Raw genomic sequence first — 15,327 nt, forward strand, 5'->3', positions numbered from 1 at the left:
AGTTACTTAAATCAAAAAATCAAATAAAAAATGCCCGCCTACAATAAGTAAGCGGGTATTTTTTATGGAAAAACTATTTTGGTGACTTTACCAATTTTAATTATACTTCCATTATAATTGGTAAAATCATAGGGCGACGTTTTGTCTTTTCGTATAAATAAGGGCCCAATACGTCCGTAATTTCGTTTTTCAAATCATTCCATTGTGTATCTTTTTCCTGAATCGTGCTATTTAAATGATAATTCAACATTTTTTGTGCTTCGTTAATCATCATGCCTGATTCACGCATATAAACAAATCCTCGAGAAATAATATCCGGACCAGAAACGATTTTGTTTTTCGCCATATCAACACTTACAACAACGATAACTAAACCTTCCTCAGAAAGAATACGGCGATCTCGCAATACGATATTTCCGATATCTCCAATCCCATTTCCATCAATATACACATCACCTGAAGGGATGCGACCGGCAACATGTGCTTCATTTGCACTCAATGCCAATACATCACCATTTTCCATAAGGAATGAGTTTTCTAATGGTACTTCACAAGCTTCCGCCAATTCTGTATGAATTTTTAACATACGGTATTCACCGTGAATTGGCATAAAGAATTTTGGCTTCATTAAACGTAGCATTAGTTTTTGTTCTTGCTGCGAGCCGTGACCTGAAGTATGAATATTATTTAATGCACCGTGGATAACTTCAGCACCAGCACGGAATAATAAGTTAATAATTTTGTTTACGCTCATCGTATTTCCTGGTACTGGAGAAGAAGAGAATACAACTGTATCACCAGGCTGAATTTGAATTTGACGGTGTGTTCCGTTGGCAATACGTGATAAAGCTGCCATTGGCTCACCTTGAGAACCTGTACATAAAATCATTACTTCATTTGCAGGTAAACGATTTAAGCTTTGCACATCGATAAAAGTTTCTTTCGGTGCAGTAATATATCCTAATTCACGGCCGATAGTAATGGCGTTATCCATTGAACGTCCGAAAACGGCAATTTTACGACCATATTTTACAGCTGCATCTGTCGCTTGCTGCAGACGGTGAATATTCGAAGCAAATGTCGCAAAAATAATGCGACCATCAACTTTACGGAAAATTTCGTCAATGCTTTTCCCGACAGTACGCTCTGACATTGTAAAATCCGTTTTTTCGGCATTTGTACTATCTGAAAGTAAACAAAGTACACCATCGCGACCAATTTCGGCCATTCTTGTTAAGTTGGCAGGCTCGCCAACTGGAGTAAAGTCAAACTTAAAGTCGCCTGTATGCACAATATTACCTGGTGGTGTTTTAACAACTACACCATATGCATCGGGAATACTATGTGTCGTACGGAAGAAACTTACGGCTGTTTTACGGAATTTAATAACATCGTCTTCTTTGAATTCGATTAATTTTGTAGAGCGTAATAAGCCATGTTCATCCAATTTGTTGCGAAGCAGTCCCAATGCAAGCTTTCCACCATAAACAGGGATATTAACTTGACGCAATAAATAAGGAATACCGCCAATATGATCTTCGTGACCATGTGTTATAAATAAGCCTTTAATTTTGTCTACGTTTCTAACTAAGTACGTATAGTCTGGAATTACGTAGTCAATTCCAAGTAAGTCGTCCTCAGGGAATTTAATACCTGCGTCAATTAAAATGATTTCATCTTGGAATTGTACTGCATATGTGTTTTTGCCGATTTCGCCCAGTCCGCCGAGTGCGAATACAGCCGCTTGATCATTCTTAACGAATTTCATAACAATTAAGCGTTCTCCAGACGGAAATTAGGGCTATTTTGTTCATATTCTAAATAGTTGCCTTCTAGAAGTTGAACAAGTTCAATATTGTAATTTCGGTCTTTTAAATAGTGACGTACTTCACGCTCAGATGACGCCTCTAAATAAAGAGTTTTTGTGTTTTCGCGAACTGGAATCTCAGTAATGTTTTCTTGATAATAAACTTTGTAAATCATAGTTACTCTCCTTTAATTACGAACATTATTACTGCATTTCTAATAAGTAGAAAAATGCATTTCCTTTATATTATCATGGGAGTCCTTTAAAATAAAGAAAAGCCCATCAAATACATGAACATACTGATTGAATAAAAATAAAAAAATGGCACGTCCTTAAATAGGGCGCGCCAATCAATGAAGTGTTTAGGCAATTAATTTTTTACCGAGGATGCCTTTTAATCGTTCCCGCCATTTCCTTTTGAGACGTTTTAACATAGGTCATCACTCCTCTACCTCATTATACTAAATATTCAGATTTCTGTAAAGGGTCTTTGAAAATAAAGGAGAATTTAAGTTGAAAAGATTATTATTTTTTGATGTAGATGGCACGCTGTACAATTCCGAAAAAAAATTGCCGAATTCTGCAAAAGAAGCGATTCTCAAAGCGCGCGAAAAAGGTCATGAAATCGCTATTGCAACAGGTCGTGCTCCATTTATGATAAAAGATATATTGGAAGAACTACAGATTGATACATATGTGACGTTCAATGGTCAATATGTCGTTTATAAAGGTGAAGTTATTTATACCAACCAAATTGTAAATGAAATGTTAGCGACTATTTTAAAATTCGGTTCACAAAGAAATCATCCATTCGTTTTTCTTAATGAGAAAGAAATGATTGCCACGGAAGGTGATTATGAGAGTATCGAGCAAAGCCTGGCTACACTTTATTTTCCATATCCACAAATTGATGCAAATTATTATTTGCATACGCCAGTCTATCAAACTTTAATTTTTATAAATGAACAGGAACAGCCTATTTATGAACAACAGTTTCCTGAAGTACAATTCGTTCGATGGCATCCACTTTCATGCGATATGTTGCCAAAAGGGGGATCCAAGGCAAATGGTATTAAAAAATTGCTGGAGTATACCGGTTTTTCAGAAGAACAGATTGTAACTTTTGGGGATGGGCTTAATGACATCGAAATGCTTTCGGAATTCCCTCAAAGTGTCGCAATGGGGAATGGTCATAAAAAGGCGAAGGAAGCCGCATCAATGATAACGGCACATGTAGATGAAGATGGGTTGGCTCTGGCGATGGAAAAGCTTAAACTAGTATAAGGTAAAGAAATTGATTTCGTTCATTCGTTTGATTTTCACTGGTAAACTTTATTTTAATCAAAAAAGACTGTAGGCAAACTCGAATTTCTTCGAGTTCGCCTGACAGTCTGAAACGCGTGTGAATATTTAATTCACACGCGTTTTTTACAATTAATCTCTACCAAATGGGATGCTATTTTCAATTACCGCGAATGGGTCCTTTTCGTTAATTCGGTCATAAAACATGATACCGTTTAAATGGTCCAGCTCATGTTGAAAGGCGATTGCAGGGAGTCCTGATAAACGCATTTTCTTTTCTTCTCCGTCCACAGTCATAAATTTAACTGTAATACGGGCATAACGAGGGACGTAGCCTGGAACAGCGCGATCTACAGATAGGCAACCCTCACCACTTGTAATATACGTCTGCTCCACAGAATGGCTTACAACTCTAGGATTGATTGCAACGAAGCTTAATAACTCACCGTCCTCGTTTTCCAAGTGTAAGGCAAACATCCGCTTTAAGCTGTTAACTTGGTTAGCAGCCAAGCCAATACCTCCGCGTAGATTATATTTTTCAGCAATTTCAGGATTTTGGCTATTAATTAAATACTGTAGTAGATCCTCAGCAAGTTTACGGTCTTCCGCAGATAATGGAAAATCAATTTCCTCCGCCCGAGTGCGCAATGTCGGATGTCCTTCGCGAATAATATGTTCCATTAATATCATGTGAAACTTCCTTTCAGTTAGAACTTATAGGAATAAGTATACACGACTCTACAGAATGGAAGTAGAAAAAACTTCGGGATTTCCGATTTAAGAATTCGAATTAAGGGAATAAATATTGTTGAAGTGCTATTAAACGAATAATATTTGGATGTTTTAAAAGTTTCTATTATAGTACAGTAGCGGCGAACTTGTGGTACAGATGATGTAACTGTATTAATTTGATGTTAATTATGAAAATTCTTTAATAAAGATGGTAAACAATGATTGACCGATAGATTTTTATTCATTATACTCGGGGTAGAGTTATATTGTACTAGTGAAAATAATGATTTTTTTAATACAGTTTAAAGGGGATGTAAACAATGGCAGATAAAATGATGAATCAATTGGACCCAGCTGGAACGTTACAGGAAATTGAAGGCAAGTTCGAGATGTTCCAAGTGTTAAATGAGCAAGGGGAAGTTGTAAACGAAGCAGCTATGCCGGATTTAAGTGATGAGCAATTAGTTGAATTAATGAGTCGTATGGTTTATGTCCGTATTTTAGATCAACGTTCAATTTCATTAAACCGACAAGGACGCTTAGGTTTCTACGCACCAACTGCTGGTCAAGAAGCATCACAACTTGCTTCCCATTATGCATTGGAAAAAGAAGACTGGATTTTACCGGGCTATCGTGATGTTCCACAAATTGTTATGCATGGTTTGCCATTATGGAAAGCATTCTTATTCAGTCGCGGTCACTTTATCGGAAACCAAGTTCCGGAAGGTGTAAATATATTGGCACCGCAAATTATAATTGGTGCACAATATATTCAAACGGCAGGTGTGGCACTTGGTTTACAAAAGCGTGGTTCAAAAACGGTTGCAATCACATATACAGGGGATGGTGGTTCTTCGCAAGGTGATTTCTATGAAGGGATTAACTTTGCAGGTGCTTTCAAATCGCCAGCTATCTTCATCGTGCAAAACAACCAATTCGCGATTTCAACACCGCGTGAATTACAGACTGCCGCAAAAACTATCGCGCAAAAAGGTATAGCAGCCGGCATACCGTCCGTATTAGTGGATGGTATGGATCCGTTAGCTGTTTATGCAGCGACTAAGGACGCCCGTGACCGAGCAATTCGCGGAGAAGGTCCAACACTTATTGAAACAATGTGTTACCGATATGGTCCTCATACAATGGCAGGTGATGACCCAACACGTTATCGTACTACTGATACTGATAATGAGTGGTCAGCAAAAGATCCATTAGTACGCTTCCGTAAATACCTTGAAGGTAAAGGGTTATGGGATGAGAAGAAAGAAGAAGAAGTAATTGAGCGTGCTAAAGAGGAAATTAAAGAAGCAATCAAACAAGCCGATAAAGCTCCGAAACAAAAAGTAACAGAGTTAATGGATAATATGTATGATGGTGAAATGCCATCAAACTTAAAAGAACAGTACGCGATTTATAAAGAGAAGGAGTCGAAATAAGCCATGGCACAAATGACAATGATTCAAGCAATTACAGATGCATTACGTTGCGAATTAAAAAATGACGAAAACGTTTTAGTATTCGGTGAAGACGTTGGTGTAAACGGCGGGGTTTTCCGTGCTACAGAAGGTCTTCAAAAAGAATTTGGCGTTGATCGTGTATTTGATACGCCACTTGCAGAATCAGGAATCGGCGGTTTAGCAATTGGTTTGGCGTTAACTGGATACCGTCCAGTGCCTGAAATTCAATTTTTCGGCTTCGTTTTTGAGGTAATGGACTCAATTAGTGGTCAATTAGCTCGTATGAAATACCGTTCTGGTGGTACGTACAATGCACCTGTAACAATTCGTTCTCCATTTGGCGGTGGTGTACATACACCGGAAATGCATTCGGATTCTTTAGAAGGTTTAATGGCACAATCACCAGGTTTAAAAGTGGTAATTCCATCAACACCATATGATGCAAAAGGTTTACTAATTGCATCAATTCGTGATAATAACCCAGTTATTTTCTTAGAGCATTTAAAACTTTACCGTTCGTTCCGTGAAGAAGTTCCGGAAGAATCATATACAATTGAACTTGGAAAAGCAGATGTAAAGCGCGAAGGAAAAGACCTTTCAATTATTGCTTATGGCTTAATGGTTCACGAAAGTTTAAAGGCGGCAGAAGAACTTGAAAAAGAAGGCTATTCGGTAGAAGTGATCGATTTACGTACGATTCAGCCTTTAGATATTGAAACAATTATAGCTTCTGTTGAAAAAACAGGTCGTGCAATCGTTGTTCAAGAGGCTCAAAAGCAAGCTGGTATTGCAGCAAATGTTGTCGCAGAGATTACAGAGCGTGCCATTCTTTCATTAGAAGCTCCAGTATTACGTGTTGCTGCACCAGATACAATTTATTCATTCCCTCAAGCAGAGGGTGTATGGCTACCAACATATAAAGATGTAATGGAAACTGCGAAGAAAGTTTTAACATTCTAAGAATTGAGGGTGAGAAATATGGCATTTACTTTTCGATTACCAGATATCGGAGAAGGTATACATGAAGGTGAAATCGTCAAATGGTTCGTTAAAGCTGGCGATCAAGTCAAAGAAGATGATATTTTAGCTGAAGTTCAAAATGATAAAGCAGTTGTGGAAATTCCGTCACCAGTAGAAGGTACAGTTGAAGAGATTTTGGTGGAAGAAGGTACAGTAGCGATTGTTGGAGATGCCTTAATCCGCTTTGATGCACCAGGCTATGAAGATTTAAAATTAAAAGGTGATGACCACCACGAATCAAATGAATCAAGTAAAACAGAAGCCCAAGTACAATCCACTGCTGAATCAGGCCAAGATATGAAAAAACAGGAAGCACCAAAGGCAAAAGAGGAAGCAGCGAAGCCAGAAGCTCCATCCCAAACAGAAAAAGCTACACCGCAGAGTGAAGAGGATACTTCAAACAAACGTATTATTGCAATGCCGTCAGTACGAAAGTATGCTCGTGAAAAAGGTGTCGAAATTCAGCAAGTTTCAGGTACAGGTAAAAATGGCCGCGTTTTAAAAGAAGATATTGAAAGCTTCTTAAATGGCGGGGGACAACCTGATGCTGCATCTGAAGAAGTTAATGAAACAAAACAGACAGAAGCTGTAGAGACGCAAAAAGAAACAAAACAAGTTGCACCTGAAGGGGAATTCCCTGAAACACGCGAAAAAATGAGCGGCATTCGTAAAGCCATTGCTAAAGCGATGGTTCATTCAAAACATACAGCTCCGCACGTAACGTTAATGGATGAAGTGGATGTAACAGAGCTTGTTGCGCATCGTAAACAATTCAAGGATATTGCAGCAGAGCAAGGTGTTAAATTAACGTATTTACCGTACGTTGTGAAGGCTTTAATCTCGACTTTGCGAAAATATCCTGAATTCAACCGTTCGCTAGATGACGCAACACAGGAAATTATTCAGAAACATTACTATAATATAGGTATTGCTGCCGATACAGAAAAAGGTTTATTAGTTCCAGTTATTAAGCATGCTGATCGTAAGTCGGTATTTGGCCTTTCACAGGAAATTAATGAACTGGCTGTAAAGGCACGTGATGGTAAGTTAGCATCTCATGAAATGAAAGGTGCTTCAATATCCATTACAAATATCGGTTCTGCAGGTGGTCAATGGTTTACACCAGTAATTAATCACCCTGAAGTTGCGATTTTAGGAATTGGTCGAATTTCAGAGAAACCAGTAATAAAAAATGGTGAAATTGTAGCGGCACATGTGTTAGCATTATCATTGAGCTTTGATCATCGTATGATCGATGGTGCGACTGCACAAAACGCTTTAAATCATTTAAAACGTTTATTAAGTGAGCCGCAACTATTATTAATGGAGGCGTAAAAAAATGGTAGTAGGAGATTTTCCAATTGAACTAGATACTCTTGTAGTAGGTTCGGGCCCTGGTGGATATGTTGCAGCAATTCGTGCAGCACAAACAGGTCAAAAAGTTACAATCGTTGAACGTGGAGCACTAGGTGGAGTTTGTTTAAACGTAGGCTGTATCCCGTCTAAAGCGTTAATTTCAGTAGGTCACCGCTTTGAGGATGCACAACATTCAGATGATATGGGTGTTACTGCATCAGAAGTAAAACTTGACTGGTCTAAAGCACAAGCATTTAAAGACAGCGTTGTTAAAAAATTAGTAGGCGGCGTTGAAGGTTTATTAAAAGGGAATAAAGTAGACATCGTAAAAGGTGAAGCATATTTCGTAGATGCAAACACTGTACGTGTTATCGATGGCGATAACGCCCAAACATATACATTCAAAAATGCAATCTTAGCAACAGGATCTCGTCCAATCGAAATCCCAACATTCAAATTTACAAAGCGCGTAGTAAGCTCAACTGGTGCATTATCTTTCCCTGAAGTACCAGGTAAATTAGTAGTAATCGGTGGCGGTTACATCGGAACTGAGCTTGGTTCAGCTTATGCTAACTTAGGTTCTCAAGTAACAATTATCGAAGGCGGTAAAGATATTTTAGCTGGTTTCGAAAAACAAATGACGCAAATCGTTAAAAAAGGTCTTAAGAAAAAGGGCGTTGAAGTAGTAGTAAACGCATCTGCTAAAGGCGTTGAAGAAAACGAAAATGGCGTTGTAGTTACTTATGAAGCAGGCGGCGAAGAGAAAACAGTTGAAGCGGATTACGTTTTAGTAACTGTAGGTCGTCGTCCGAATACAGATGAAATGGGCTTAGAAGAAGTAGGAGTTAAATTCGCAGAACGCGGTTTATTGGAAGTTGACAAACAAGGTCGTACTTCAGTTTCTAACATCTTTGCAATCGGTGATATCGTTGCAGGTCCACAACTTGCCCATAAAGCTTCTTATGAAGGTAAAGTTGCTGCAGAAGCAATTGCTGGTGAACCATCAGTAGTTGACTACTTAGCGATTCCAGCAGTATGCTTCACAGATCCAGAAATGGCAACTGTAGGATACTCTGAAGAAACAGCTAAAGCAGAAGGTCTTGAAGTGAAAGCTGCTAAATTCCCATTCGCTGCAAACGGTCGTGCATTAGCACTTAACCAAACTGAAGGCTTTGTGAAATTAGTTGCTCGTAAAGAAGATGGCTTACTTGTAGGTGCTCAAATCATCGGTGCTGGTGCATCTGATATGATCGCTGAAATGGGTCTTGCTATCGAAGCTGGTATGACAGCTGAAGACGTAGCATTAACAATTCATGCTCACCCAACTTTAGGTGAAATTACGATGGAAGCTGCTGAAGTATTATTAGGCAACCCAATCCATATCGTATCTAAATAATAATGATTAAAGGCTATGCAGTTGAAAATACTGCATAGCCTTTTTGTTGTCTATATAGATGGATATATTCAAAAGTAATATTGGAATATTTTATATTATAGTAAGAGAATGAAATAGACAGAAATTTCTAATAGTCGTACAATGAAAGTGTGCGCAAGGGGGTTTTTTAAGTGGATATTATACGTACAATCGCTCAAATAGGTATCATCATTTTATTTTATTTAGTAGGAGAATACATAGTTTCAATAACTGGAATTATCATACCGGGAAGTATCGTTGGACTTGTATTATTATGGTTATCACTTTATTTCAAAATATTGAATGTGAAATTCATTCAAAAGGGTGCTAGTTTTATGTTGGCATTTTTAACCTTATTTTTTATTCCTTCCACTGTAGCGGTAATTAACTATCCGGAATTACTTACGGTGTCTGGTGGGCTCCTCATATTGGCGGTAATTATAAGTACAATATTAGCGTTAGTCATTACAGGGAAAGTTAGTAGAATTATTGAGGAAAAAGAAAAGCAAAAAAAGGAGGGGGAACATGTTACCGCAAGTTCTGCTAAGTCTATTTATCATAAGTAGTACGGTGTTACTTTTCGTTTTACTGAATAAACTGTACTTGAAAATTGGCAATCCTTTTTTGTTGCCTATTCTAACTGTTACTTGCATTACGGTAGCGGTTTTGTTGATCTTTAACATACCGTACGAAACTTATATGGAAGGCGGTCAATGGCTATCAAAAATGCTCGGTCCTGCAGTTGTAGCATTAGCCTTTCCGCTTTATAATCAACGGGATATTATTTTTAAATATAAATACTCAATTATAATTAGCATTATTGTGGCAATGTTAGCAGGTCTTATAAGTGTTGTAGCGTTTCTTTTACTGTTTGGATCGAGTAAAGCCTTTATCTATACTTCTTTACCTAAATCATTGACGACACCTGTTGCGATGCAAGTAAGCGATCTTATAGGAGGAATCCCACCTCTAACTGTCGTGTTGGTGATGGTTGCAGGTTTTACAGGTGCTATTTTGGGGCCTGTATTATTTAAAGTCTTTAAAATTGATACAGCTATTAGCCGAGGTGTTGCTATGGGAAGTGCTTCACATGGTGTTGGTTTAACGAAGCTAAAAGAATACAGTGAAGAGGATTTGTCTATAGGATCATTATCTATGGGGCTTAGTGCAGTTGTAGGGGCATTTATAATACCGCTTATTTCTTTTTATTTCATTTAAAAAAGACAGACGACATAAATGAGTCGTCTGTCAAACATATTAATATATTGCTTTTCTCTCTTTTATAACTCGTATATTTTGTAACGTACTATCTTCAGGCCCTTGAACAGGAAGACCCGCTTCAACATTCATCTTAATGAAATCAATATTACTTTGCGTAATGATTTCCCCGGGAATAAAAATCGGAATTCCAGGTGGGTAAACCATTATAAACTCAGCACAAATGTAACCTTCAGAAAGTGCAAGCGGTATGCTTTCTGTTTGTGCATAAAAAGCATCCCGTGGTGACATAGCAAGTGCCGGTATTTCTGGAATTTGAACATTTGTTTCTGTAATTGAAGCATCTGATTCAAACGTTTTTGACATACGTCTTAAAGCATTTATAAGTAAATTTACTTCTTTTTTCGAATCTCCAATCGTTACTAAACATAGAATATTGTAGAGATCCGATAGTTCAATTTCTATATTGGCGTTTACTCGAAGCCACTCTTCAGCAACATGACCTGTAATACCTAAATCTTTTACACTGATTAATAGTTTCAATGGATCCATATCGTAAGTTGCAGATGTACCAAGCTTCTCACGTCCTACACAATGAAGATGTGGTATGGAATTAATACGTTTACGCGCATCTTTTGCTAAATGAATCGCATCGTCCAACAAAGTCTGCCCATGAACAGCTAATTGACGACGGGCTGTATCAATTGAAGCAAGCATAGGGTAGGAAGTGGATGTTGTTGTTAACATTGAAAATACAGATTGTACACGTTTAGCGGACACAAGGCCCTCTCTAACGTTTAATACTGAACTACCTGTCATTGAGCCACCTAACTTATGTGTGCTCGTTGCAGCCATATCTGCGCCTGCTTGCATTGCCGATAAGGGTAAATCATCATGGAACTTAATATGAACGCCGTGAGCTTCATCTACAATTACAGGAATGTTTCTCGCGTGAACAATGTCAACAATACGTTTTAAATCTGCTACAAAACCAAAATAAGTAGGGTTAATAACAAGTACTGCTTTCGCATCCGGATATTTCAATAGTGCACGCTCAACTGACTCAGGTGAAATCCCATGGGAGATGCCAAGCTCACTATCTACTTCAGGATGGATAAAAATTGGGATAGCACCCGCGAAAACAATCGCTGACATAATTGATTTATGTACATTCCGCGGTACTATTATTTTATCGCCCGGACCGACGACGGTTAAAATCATCGTCATAATGGCGCCACTAGTACCTTGTACGGAAAAGAATGTATGGTCAGCCCCAAAGGCTTGGGCAGCAAGGTTTTGTGCTTGCATAATCACACCTTTAGGAGCGTGTAAATCATCTAGTGGAGCAATATTAATTAAATCAATTGATAAAACGTTGTCGCCTACAAATTCTCTGTAAGCTGGATCCATTCCCTGTCCTTTTTTGTGACCTGGAATATGGAACTGAATAGGATGTCTGTTGCGATGCTTGAGTAATGCATCAAACAAAGGAGTCTCTAACTGTGACAACGCAGGTACCACCTCACTATATTGTAATTTTAAAACAAGTGAATTATAGCACCTATTAAAGATGCTGACTATATAAATATTTCGAATACTTGAAATGAAGACACTAATTTTAGGAGGAATGGCTATGAATTGGCATACAAAGGTAACAGAATTATTACAGGTTCAATATCCGATTATCCAAGGTGGACTGGCATATTTAGCTTACTCAGAGCTTGCTGCAGCTGTTTCTAATGCAGGTGCATTAGGGCAAATTACCGCAATGAGTTTATCGTCGCCCGATGCTTTAAAGGAAGAAATAAAAAAAGTGAAAGAAATGACAAATAAACCATTTGGAGTAAATTTTGCGATAGGTATGCATGGAAAAGGGTATGAAAAAATGGTAGAAGTCGCTGCGGAAATGGACGTTCCTGTAGTAACGATTACAGGGGGCAATCCAGCGCCTATTTTTGATATATTAAAAGATGCATCTTGTAAAAAACTAGTATTGGTAGCAGCAAAGCGTCAAGCGCAAAAAGCAGAACAGCTCGGAGCGGATGCTGTCATGGTTGTTGGACAAGAAGGAGGCGGTCATTTAGGAAGAGACGATGTTGGAACGATGGTATTGGTGCCTCAAGTAGTAAATAGTGTATCGATTCCTGTTATAGCTTCTGGGGGCATAGGAGACGGTCGGGGATGGATGGCTGCTCATGCACTGGGTGCAGACGGAATTGAGATGGGGACGCGTTTTATTGCTACTAAGGAATGTGTTCATGCCTCATTGGCGTACAAGCAGGCATTAATTGAAAGTGAAGAAACTGATACGGCAATTATAAAACGTTCGATTGGTGCACCTGCCAGAGTAATTCGCAATGAATTTACAGATAAAATCTTGGGAATTGAGCAACATTCTCCTACTTATGAAGCTTTAAAAACTTATATTAGTGGAGAAGCAAACAAAAAATTTATATATGATGGTGATTCAGCAAATGGATATGGATGGGCAGGCCAAGTGACAGGTTTGATAAATGATATTCCAACTGTTGAGGAATTAATTCAGCGTATGGTTGTACAAGCAGAAGAAATCCGTTTAAAATGGGGGCAGCAATAATTAAAGGCAGGTAATAATCTATGGAATATTCATACCCATTATCAACAGATTGGACTACAGAAGAAATGGTCGATGTCGTACATTTCTTTGAGGTAGTGGAAATGGCATACGAAAAAGGTGTAAAGCGTGAAATCGTTATGGAACGCTACAAAAGCTTTAAAAAAGTTGTTCCGTCACAAGCTGAAGAAAAAACGATTTGCCGTGATTTTGAACAAGCTAGCTCCTACGTACCATATCGTGTTGTAAAGCTAGCGAAGGAATTGGCTGATGGACAAATTGTAAAAATGAAATAAGAAAATGAATGTGGAACATAATTTGTTTCAGCATCAAAAAAGAGAAATTGCACTTCAACTGTGCAATTTCTCTTTTTAGTTTATTAATTTTTTTGAAAATTCTTTTAGATTATTGGAATGTTTAGCAGTCTTTTGTACATATTAATAATAAATGGTTAATTGTTACCTTTGATGATTTCATAAATTGGGAGAAGTTCATCAAATGTCGTTTCCACTAGTTGTAAAAAGTGCTCTGCAGACATTTGAATAGCATCGTTGGCGGGAATATGTCGACCAATCAGGAATTCTCCTTTTTTTACATCGCGGAGACGTACAAGGAGCTGTTCCAGTTTCTCATCGCGTGCTTCCTTTAAAGGAATGGCATCCGGCTGCATATGGTCCCCGGAAATCACGTAATCATCTGATAAATCTTTAATGGTATTAATATTAGTTAATAGACGCTGTGCCATTTCATTCTTTTGTGGTGCTTCATAAATAACTGCAATAACGATGAAAAGATGTGTACCCCAGAGTCCGATCTGAAAATGCGGTAAAGCTTTATAGCCACGCTTGTACGGGGCAAATGCAACCCAAGAATCTTTTGGTGGGTTAACAGTACGACGTGCATGTTTTGCGACATGACCAAAGAATTCTTCCCCTGTCTGTGCACTGAAATAACCTGTGAAAGTTTCCGAAAGCTCATGAAACTTTGGGCGAATTAGATTTGTTAAAGCTTCCATGCGTTCATCTAAACCATCAATTTCAAATACTTGGAAGTCTTCTGCGGTCCATTTTACATTACTCAAATTTTTCAAATCCTTTCGAATTAATGTTTATTTTATTAAGTTTTTGGGAAAAAATCTGTTAATAGAAACTTTATACCGTTATATTTTACAAATGGTGTGGATATTATTATAAGTAATTAGTCATGGTATCCAAACCTTTTTATAAAAGTAGGGAAAAGTTCAAATAATATGATGAGGAAGTGATTTTTATGAAACAGATGATTAAAATTATACGCAAAGTCGATATTGAAAAGCAATATGAAGAGATTTTAATGTTGGAAATGGATTACGAGCTAGCAACACTTTATTCAGCTATGAATGATAAAAATCAATCTGAAATTGAAAAATCCAAAAAACGTTTAACAGAAATTCAAGAGGAACTAAAAGGTCTACATGTATATGCATAATAAAAAAATGTTACCAAAATAAAAAATCACTTGCCAAAGTTAGATAGCAAGTGATTTTTTGTTATAATGAAGTTATTAAAAAAAGTTCCATATATTACATATTAAAATTAGCAATGGTTGTCGGAAGGTGGATGAACGATGGATGTAAAACAGCTAGATGAATTTGCGAAAAAAATTATTATTGAAGCGGGGCAAAATATCCGTGCAGCATTTTCATACGATATTGAAATCGAAACAAAATCTAGTCCCAATGATTTAGTGACGAATATTGATCGGGAAACAGAGTTATTTTTTATCGAAAAAATCAAAGCATTTAATCCGGATCATCGTATTTTAGGTGAAGAGGGAATGGGTGAAAAAGTCGAAAATCTAGAAGGGGTCGTATGGATTATTGATCCAATTGACGGAACCATGAATTTTGTTAAGCAACATCGCCATTTCATGATTACAATTGGCATTTATGTGGATGGTGTTGGAGTTTTAGGCTACATATTTGATGTAATGCGGGAGGATCTATTTAATGCCATTTCTGGGGTAGGAGCATGGTATAACGATTCTCCACTTCGCAAACTTCAGCCTGTAAAAATTGAACAGGCTGTTATCGGAATCAATGCAAGTTGGGTAACACCGAATAATCGTATTAATCACGAAAAAATAACTGAGTTAGTCCGAACAGTTCGTGGTACTCGCTCTTATGGATCTGCTGCGATGGAAATAGCTTTTGTCGTAAGTGGAAAGCTGGATGCTTATATTTCAATGCGTTTAGCACCATGGGATATTGGTGGCGGGGTCATTATTGCTAAAGAAGTAGGAGCTATTGCAACAAACTTTAATGGGAAAAATTTCGATTTCTTATCAATGGATACATTTTTAATTGCGAATCCTTCTATCCATCAGTTAATTTTAGACAAATATATTGAAGAAAAAAAATAAAAACTTCGGTGCGTATACGCACCGAAGT

Annotated in this window: 16 protein-coding genes; 11 read left to right on the forward strand and 5 right to left on the reverse strand. The window is 37.7% G+C overall.

What is annotated here, in order from left to right:
* Positions 1–100: 100 nt before the first annotated feature.
* Both rnjA and SNE38_RS02620 read right to left on the reverse strand, forming a co-directional pair.
* Positions 101–1,768 carry a ribonuclease J1 gene (rnjA, locus tag SNE38_RS02615; RefSeq protein ID WP_191702239.1) on the reverse strand — a complete coding sequence of 556 codons (1,668 nt, stop codon included), beginning with the start codon at positions 1,766–1,768 and terminating at the stop codon, positions 101–103.
* Positions 1,769–1,773: 5 nt separating this feature from the next.
* The gene (locus SNE38_RS02620) at positions 1,774–1,983 is read right to left on the reverse strand and encodes a DNA-dependent RNA polymerase subunit epsilon (RefSeq protein WP_191698555.1); all 210 of its coding nucleotides are present in this window, start codon (positions 1,981–1,983) and stop codon (positions 1,774–1,776) included.
* Positions 1,984–2,320: 337 nt separating this feature from the next.
* On the opposite strand from SNE38_RS02620, the gene SNE38_RS02625 reads away from it, so the two are divergent.
* Entirely contained in the window at positions 2,321–3,091 is a 771-nt protein-coding gene (locus SNE38_RS02625; RefSeq protein WP_191702240.1) for a Cof-type HAD-IIB family hydrolase, read from the forward strand.
* A gap of 150 nt (positions 3,092–3,241) precedes the next feature.
* Here the strand turns inward: SNE38_RS02625 and def are convergent, their stop codons facing one another.
* Positions 3,242–3,799 carry a peptide deformylase gene (gene def / locus SNE38_RS02630; protein WP_191702241.1) on the reverse strand — a complete coding sequence of 186 codons (558 nt, stop codon included), beginning with the start codon at positions 3,797–3,799 and terminating at the stop codon, positions 3,242–3,244.
* 362 nt (positions 3,800–4,161) lie between these two features.
* On the opposite strand from def, the gene pdhA reads away from it, so the two are divergent.
* The 6 genes from pdhA to SNE38_RS02660 all read left to right on the forward strand — a co-directional run bounded on the left by pdhA (position 4,162) and on the right by SNE38_RS02660 (position 10,306).
* A complete protein-coding gene (gene pdhA / locus SNE38_RS02635) occupies positions 4,162–5,277 on the forward strand; it encodes a pyruvate dehydrogenase (acetyl-transferring) E1 component subunit alpha (protein ID WP_191702242.1) in 1,116 nt (371 codons plus the stop codon).
* Between the two features lie 3 nt (positions 5,278–5,280).
* Positions 5,281–6,258 carry an alpha-ketoacid dehydrogenase subunit beta gene (locus SNE38_RS02640; protein ID WP_336045822.1) on the forward strand — a complete coding sequence of 326 codons (978 nt, stop codon included), beginning with the start codon at positions 5,281–5,283 and terminating at the stop codon, positions 6,256–6,258.
* Between the two features lie 18 nt (positions 6,259–6,276).
* Entirely contained in the window at positions 6,277–7,653 is a 1,377-nt protein-coding gene (locus SNE38_RS02645) for a dihydrolipoamide acetyltransferase family protein (RefSeq protein WP_191702244.1), read from the forward strand.
* Between the two features lie 4 nt (positions 7,654–7,657).
* Positions 7,658–9,070 (forward strand): dihydrolipoyl dehydrogenase, encoded by a 1,413-nt coding sequence (gene lpdA, locus SNE38_RS02650; protein WP_336045823.1) that lies wholly within the window; start codon positions 7,658–7,660, stop codon positions 9,068–9,070.
* 170 nt (positions 9,071–9,240) lie between these two features.
* A complete protein-coding gene (locus SNE38_RS02655; RefSeq protein ID WP_191702246.1) occupies positions 9,241–9,654 on the forward strand; it encodes a CidA/LrgA family protein in 414 nt (137 codons plus the stop codon).
* Positions 9,614–10,306, forward strand: coding sequence for an LrgB family protein (locus SNE38_RS02660; protein WP_191702247.1), 693 nt, complete (start codon positions 9,614–9,616; stop codon positions 10,304–10,306). Before SNE38_RS02655 ends, SNE38_RS02660 begins: the two co-directional genes overlap by 41 nt.
* A gap of 39 nt (positions 10,307–10,345) precedes the next feature.
* Here the strand turns inward: SNE38_RS02660 and SNE38_RS02665 are convergent, their stop codons facing one another.
* Positions 10,346–11,815, reverse strand: coding sequence for an aminotransferase class I/II-fold pyridoxal phosphate-dependent enzyme (locus SNE38_RS02665; protein WP_191702248.1), 1,470 nt, complete (start codon positions 11,813–11,815; stop codon positions 10,346–10,348).
* 124 nt (positions 11,816–11,939) lie between these two features.
* Here SNE38_RS02665 and SNE38_RS02670 point away from each other — a divergent pair, with 124 nt between their 5' ends.
* Together SNE38_RS02670 and SNE38_RS02675 are read left to right on the forward strand one after the other, a co-directional pair.
* Positions 11,940–12,902, forward strand: a complete 963-nt coding sequence (locus SNE38_RS02670; RefSeq protein ID WP_191702249.1) for an NAD(P)H-dependent flavin oxidoreductase — start codon at positions 11,940–11,942, stop codon at positions 12,900–12,902.
* A 20-nt stretch (positions 12,903–12,922) separates the two neighbouring features.
* Positions 12,923–13,195 carry a UPF0223 family protein gene (locus SNE38_RS02675; protein WP_191702250.1) on the forward strand — a complete coding sequence of 91 codons (273 nt, stop codon included), beginning with the start codon at positions 12,923–12,925 and terminating at the stop codon, positions 13,193–13,195.
* Between the two features lie 155 nt (positions 13,196–13,350).
* Here the strand turns inward: SNE38_RS02675 and SNE38_RS02680 are convergent, their stop codons facing one another.
* Positions 13,351–13,980 carry a YktB family protein gene (locus tag SNE38_RS02680; protein WP_191702251.1) on the reverse strand — a complete coding sequence of 210 codons (630 nt, stop codon included), beginning with the start codon at positions 13,978–13,980 and terminating at the stop codon, positions 13,351–13,353.
* A gap of 188 nt (positions 13,981–14,168) precedes the next feature.
* On the opposite strand from SNE38_RS02680, the gene SNE38_RS02685 reads away from it, so the two are divergent.
* Positions 14,169–14,366: a hypothetical protein gene (locus SNE38_RS02685; protein ID WP_191702252.1), complete on the forward strand. Its 198-nt coding sequence runs from the start codon at positions 14,169–14,171 to the stop codon at positions 14,364–14,366.
* Between the two features lie 138 nt (positions 14,367–14,504).
* The gene (locus SNE38_RS02690) at positions 14,505–15,299 is read left to right on the forward strand and encodes an inositol monophosphatase family protein (RefSeq protein WP_191702253.1); all 795 of its coding nucleotides are present in this window, start codon (positions 14,505–14,507) and stop codon (positions 15,297–15,299) included.
* Positions 15,300–15,327 lie beyond the last annotated feature (28 nt).

It is taken from the genome of Solibacillus ferritrahens (assembly GCF_037027585.1).
Taxonomy (GTDB): Bacteria; Bacillota; Bacilli; order Bacillales_A; family Planococcaceae; genus Solibacillus; species Solibacillus ferritrahens.

Bases quoted from the DNA above. Each gene is read 5' to 3' on its own strand.
- rnjA (WP_191702239.1), bottom strand. From the start codon at position 1,768: ATGAAATTCGTTAAGAATGATCAAGCGGCTGTATTCGCACTCGGCGGA.
- SNE38_RS02620 (WP_191698555.1), bottom strand. From the start codon at position 1,983: ATGATTTACAAAGTTTATTATCAAGAAAACATTACTGAGATTCCAGTT.
- def (WP_191702241.1), bottom strand. From the start codon at position 3,799: ATGATATTAATGGAACATATTATTCGCGAAGGACATCCGACATTGCGC.
- pdhA (WP_191702242.1), top strand. From the start codon at position 4,162: ATGGCAGATAAAATGATGAATCAATTGGACCCAGCTGGAACGTTACAG.
- SNE38_RS02640 (WP_336045822.1), top strand. From the start codon at position 5,281: ATGGCACAAATGACAATGATTCAAGCAATTACAGATGCATTACGTTGC.
- SNE38_RS02645 (WP_191702244.1), top strand. From the start codon at position 6,277: ATGGCATTTACTTTTCGATTACCAGATATCGGAGAAGGTATACATGAA.
- lpdA (WP_336045823.1), top strand. From the start codon at position 7,658: ATGGTAGTAGGAGATTTTCCAATTGAACTAGATACTCTTGTAGTAGGT.
- SNE38_RS02660 (WP_191702247.1), top strand. From the start codon at position 9,614: ATGTTACCGCAAGTTCTGCTAAGTCTATTTATCATAAGTAGTACGGTG.
- SNE38_RS02670 (WP_191702249.1), top strand. From the start codon at position 11,940: ATGAATTGGCATACAAAGGTAACAGAATTATTACAGGTTCAATATCCG.
- SNE38_RS02675 (WP_191702250.1), top strand. From the start codon at position 12,923: ATGGAATATTCATACCCATTATCAACAGATTGGACTACAGAAGAAATG.
- SNE38_RS02685 (WP_191702252.1), top strand. From the start codon at position 14,169: ATGAAACAGATGATTAAAATTATACGCAAAGTCGATATTGAAAAGCAA.
- SNE38_RS02690 (WP_191702253.1), top strand. From the start codon at position 14,505: ATGGATGTAAAACAGCTAGATGAATTTGCGAAAAAAATTATTATTGAA.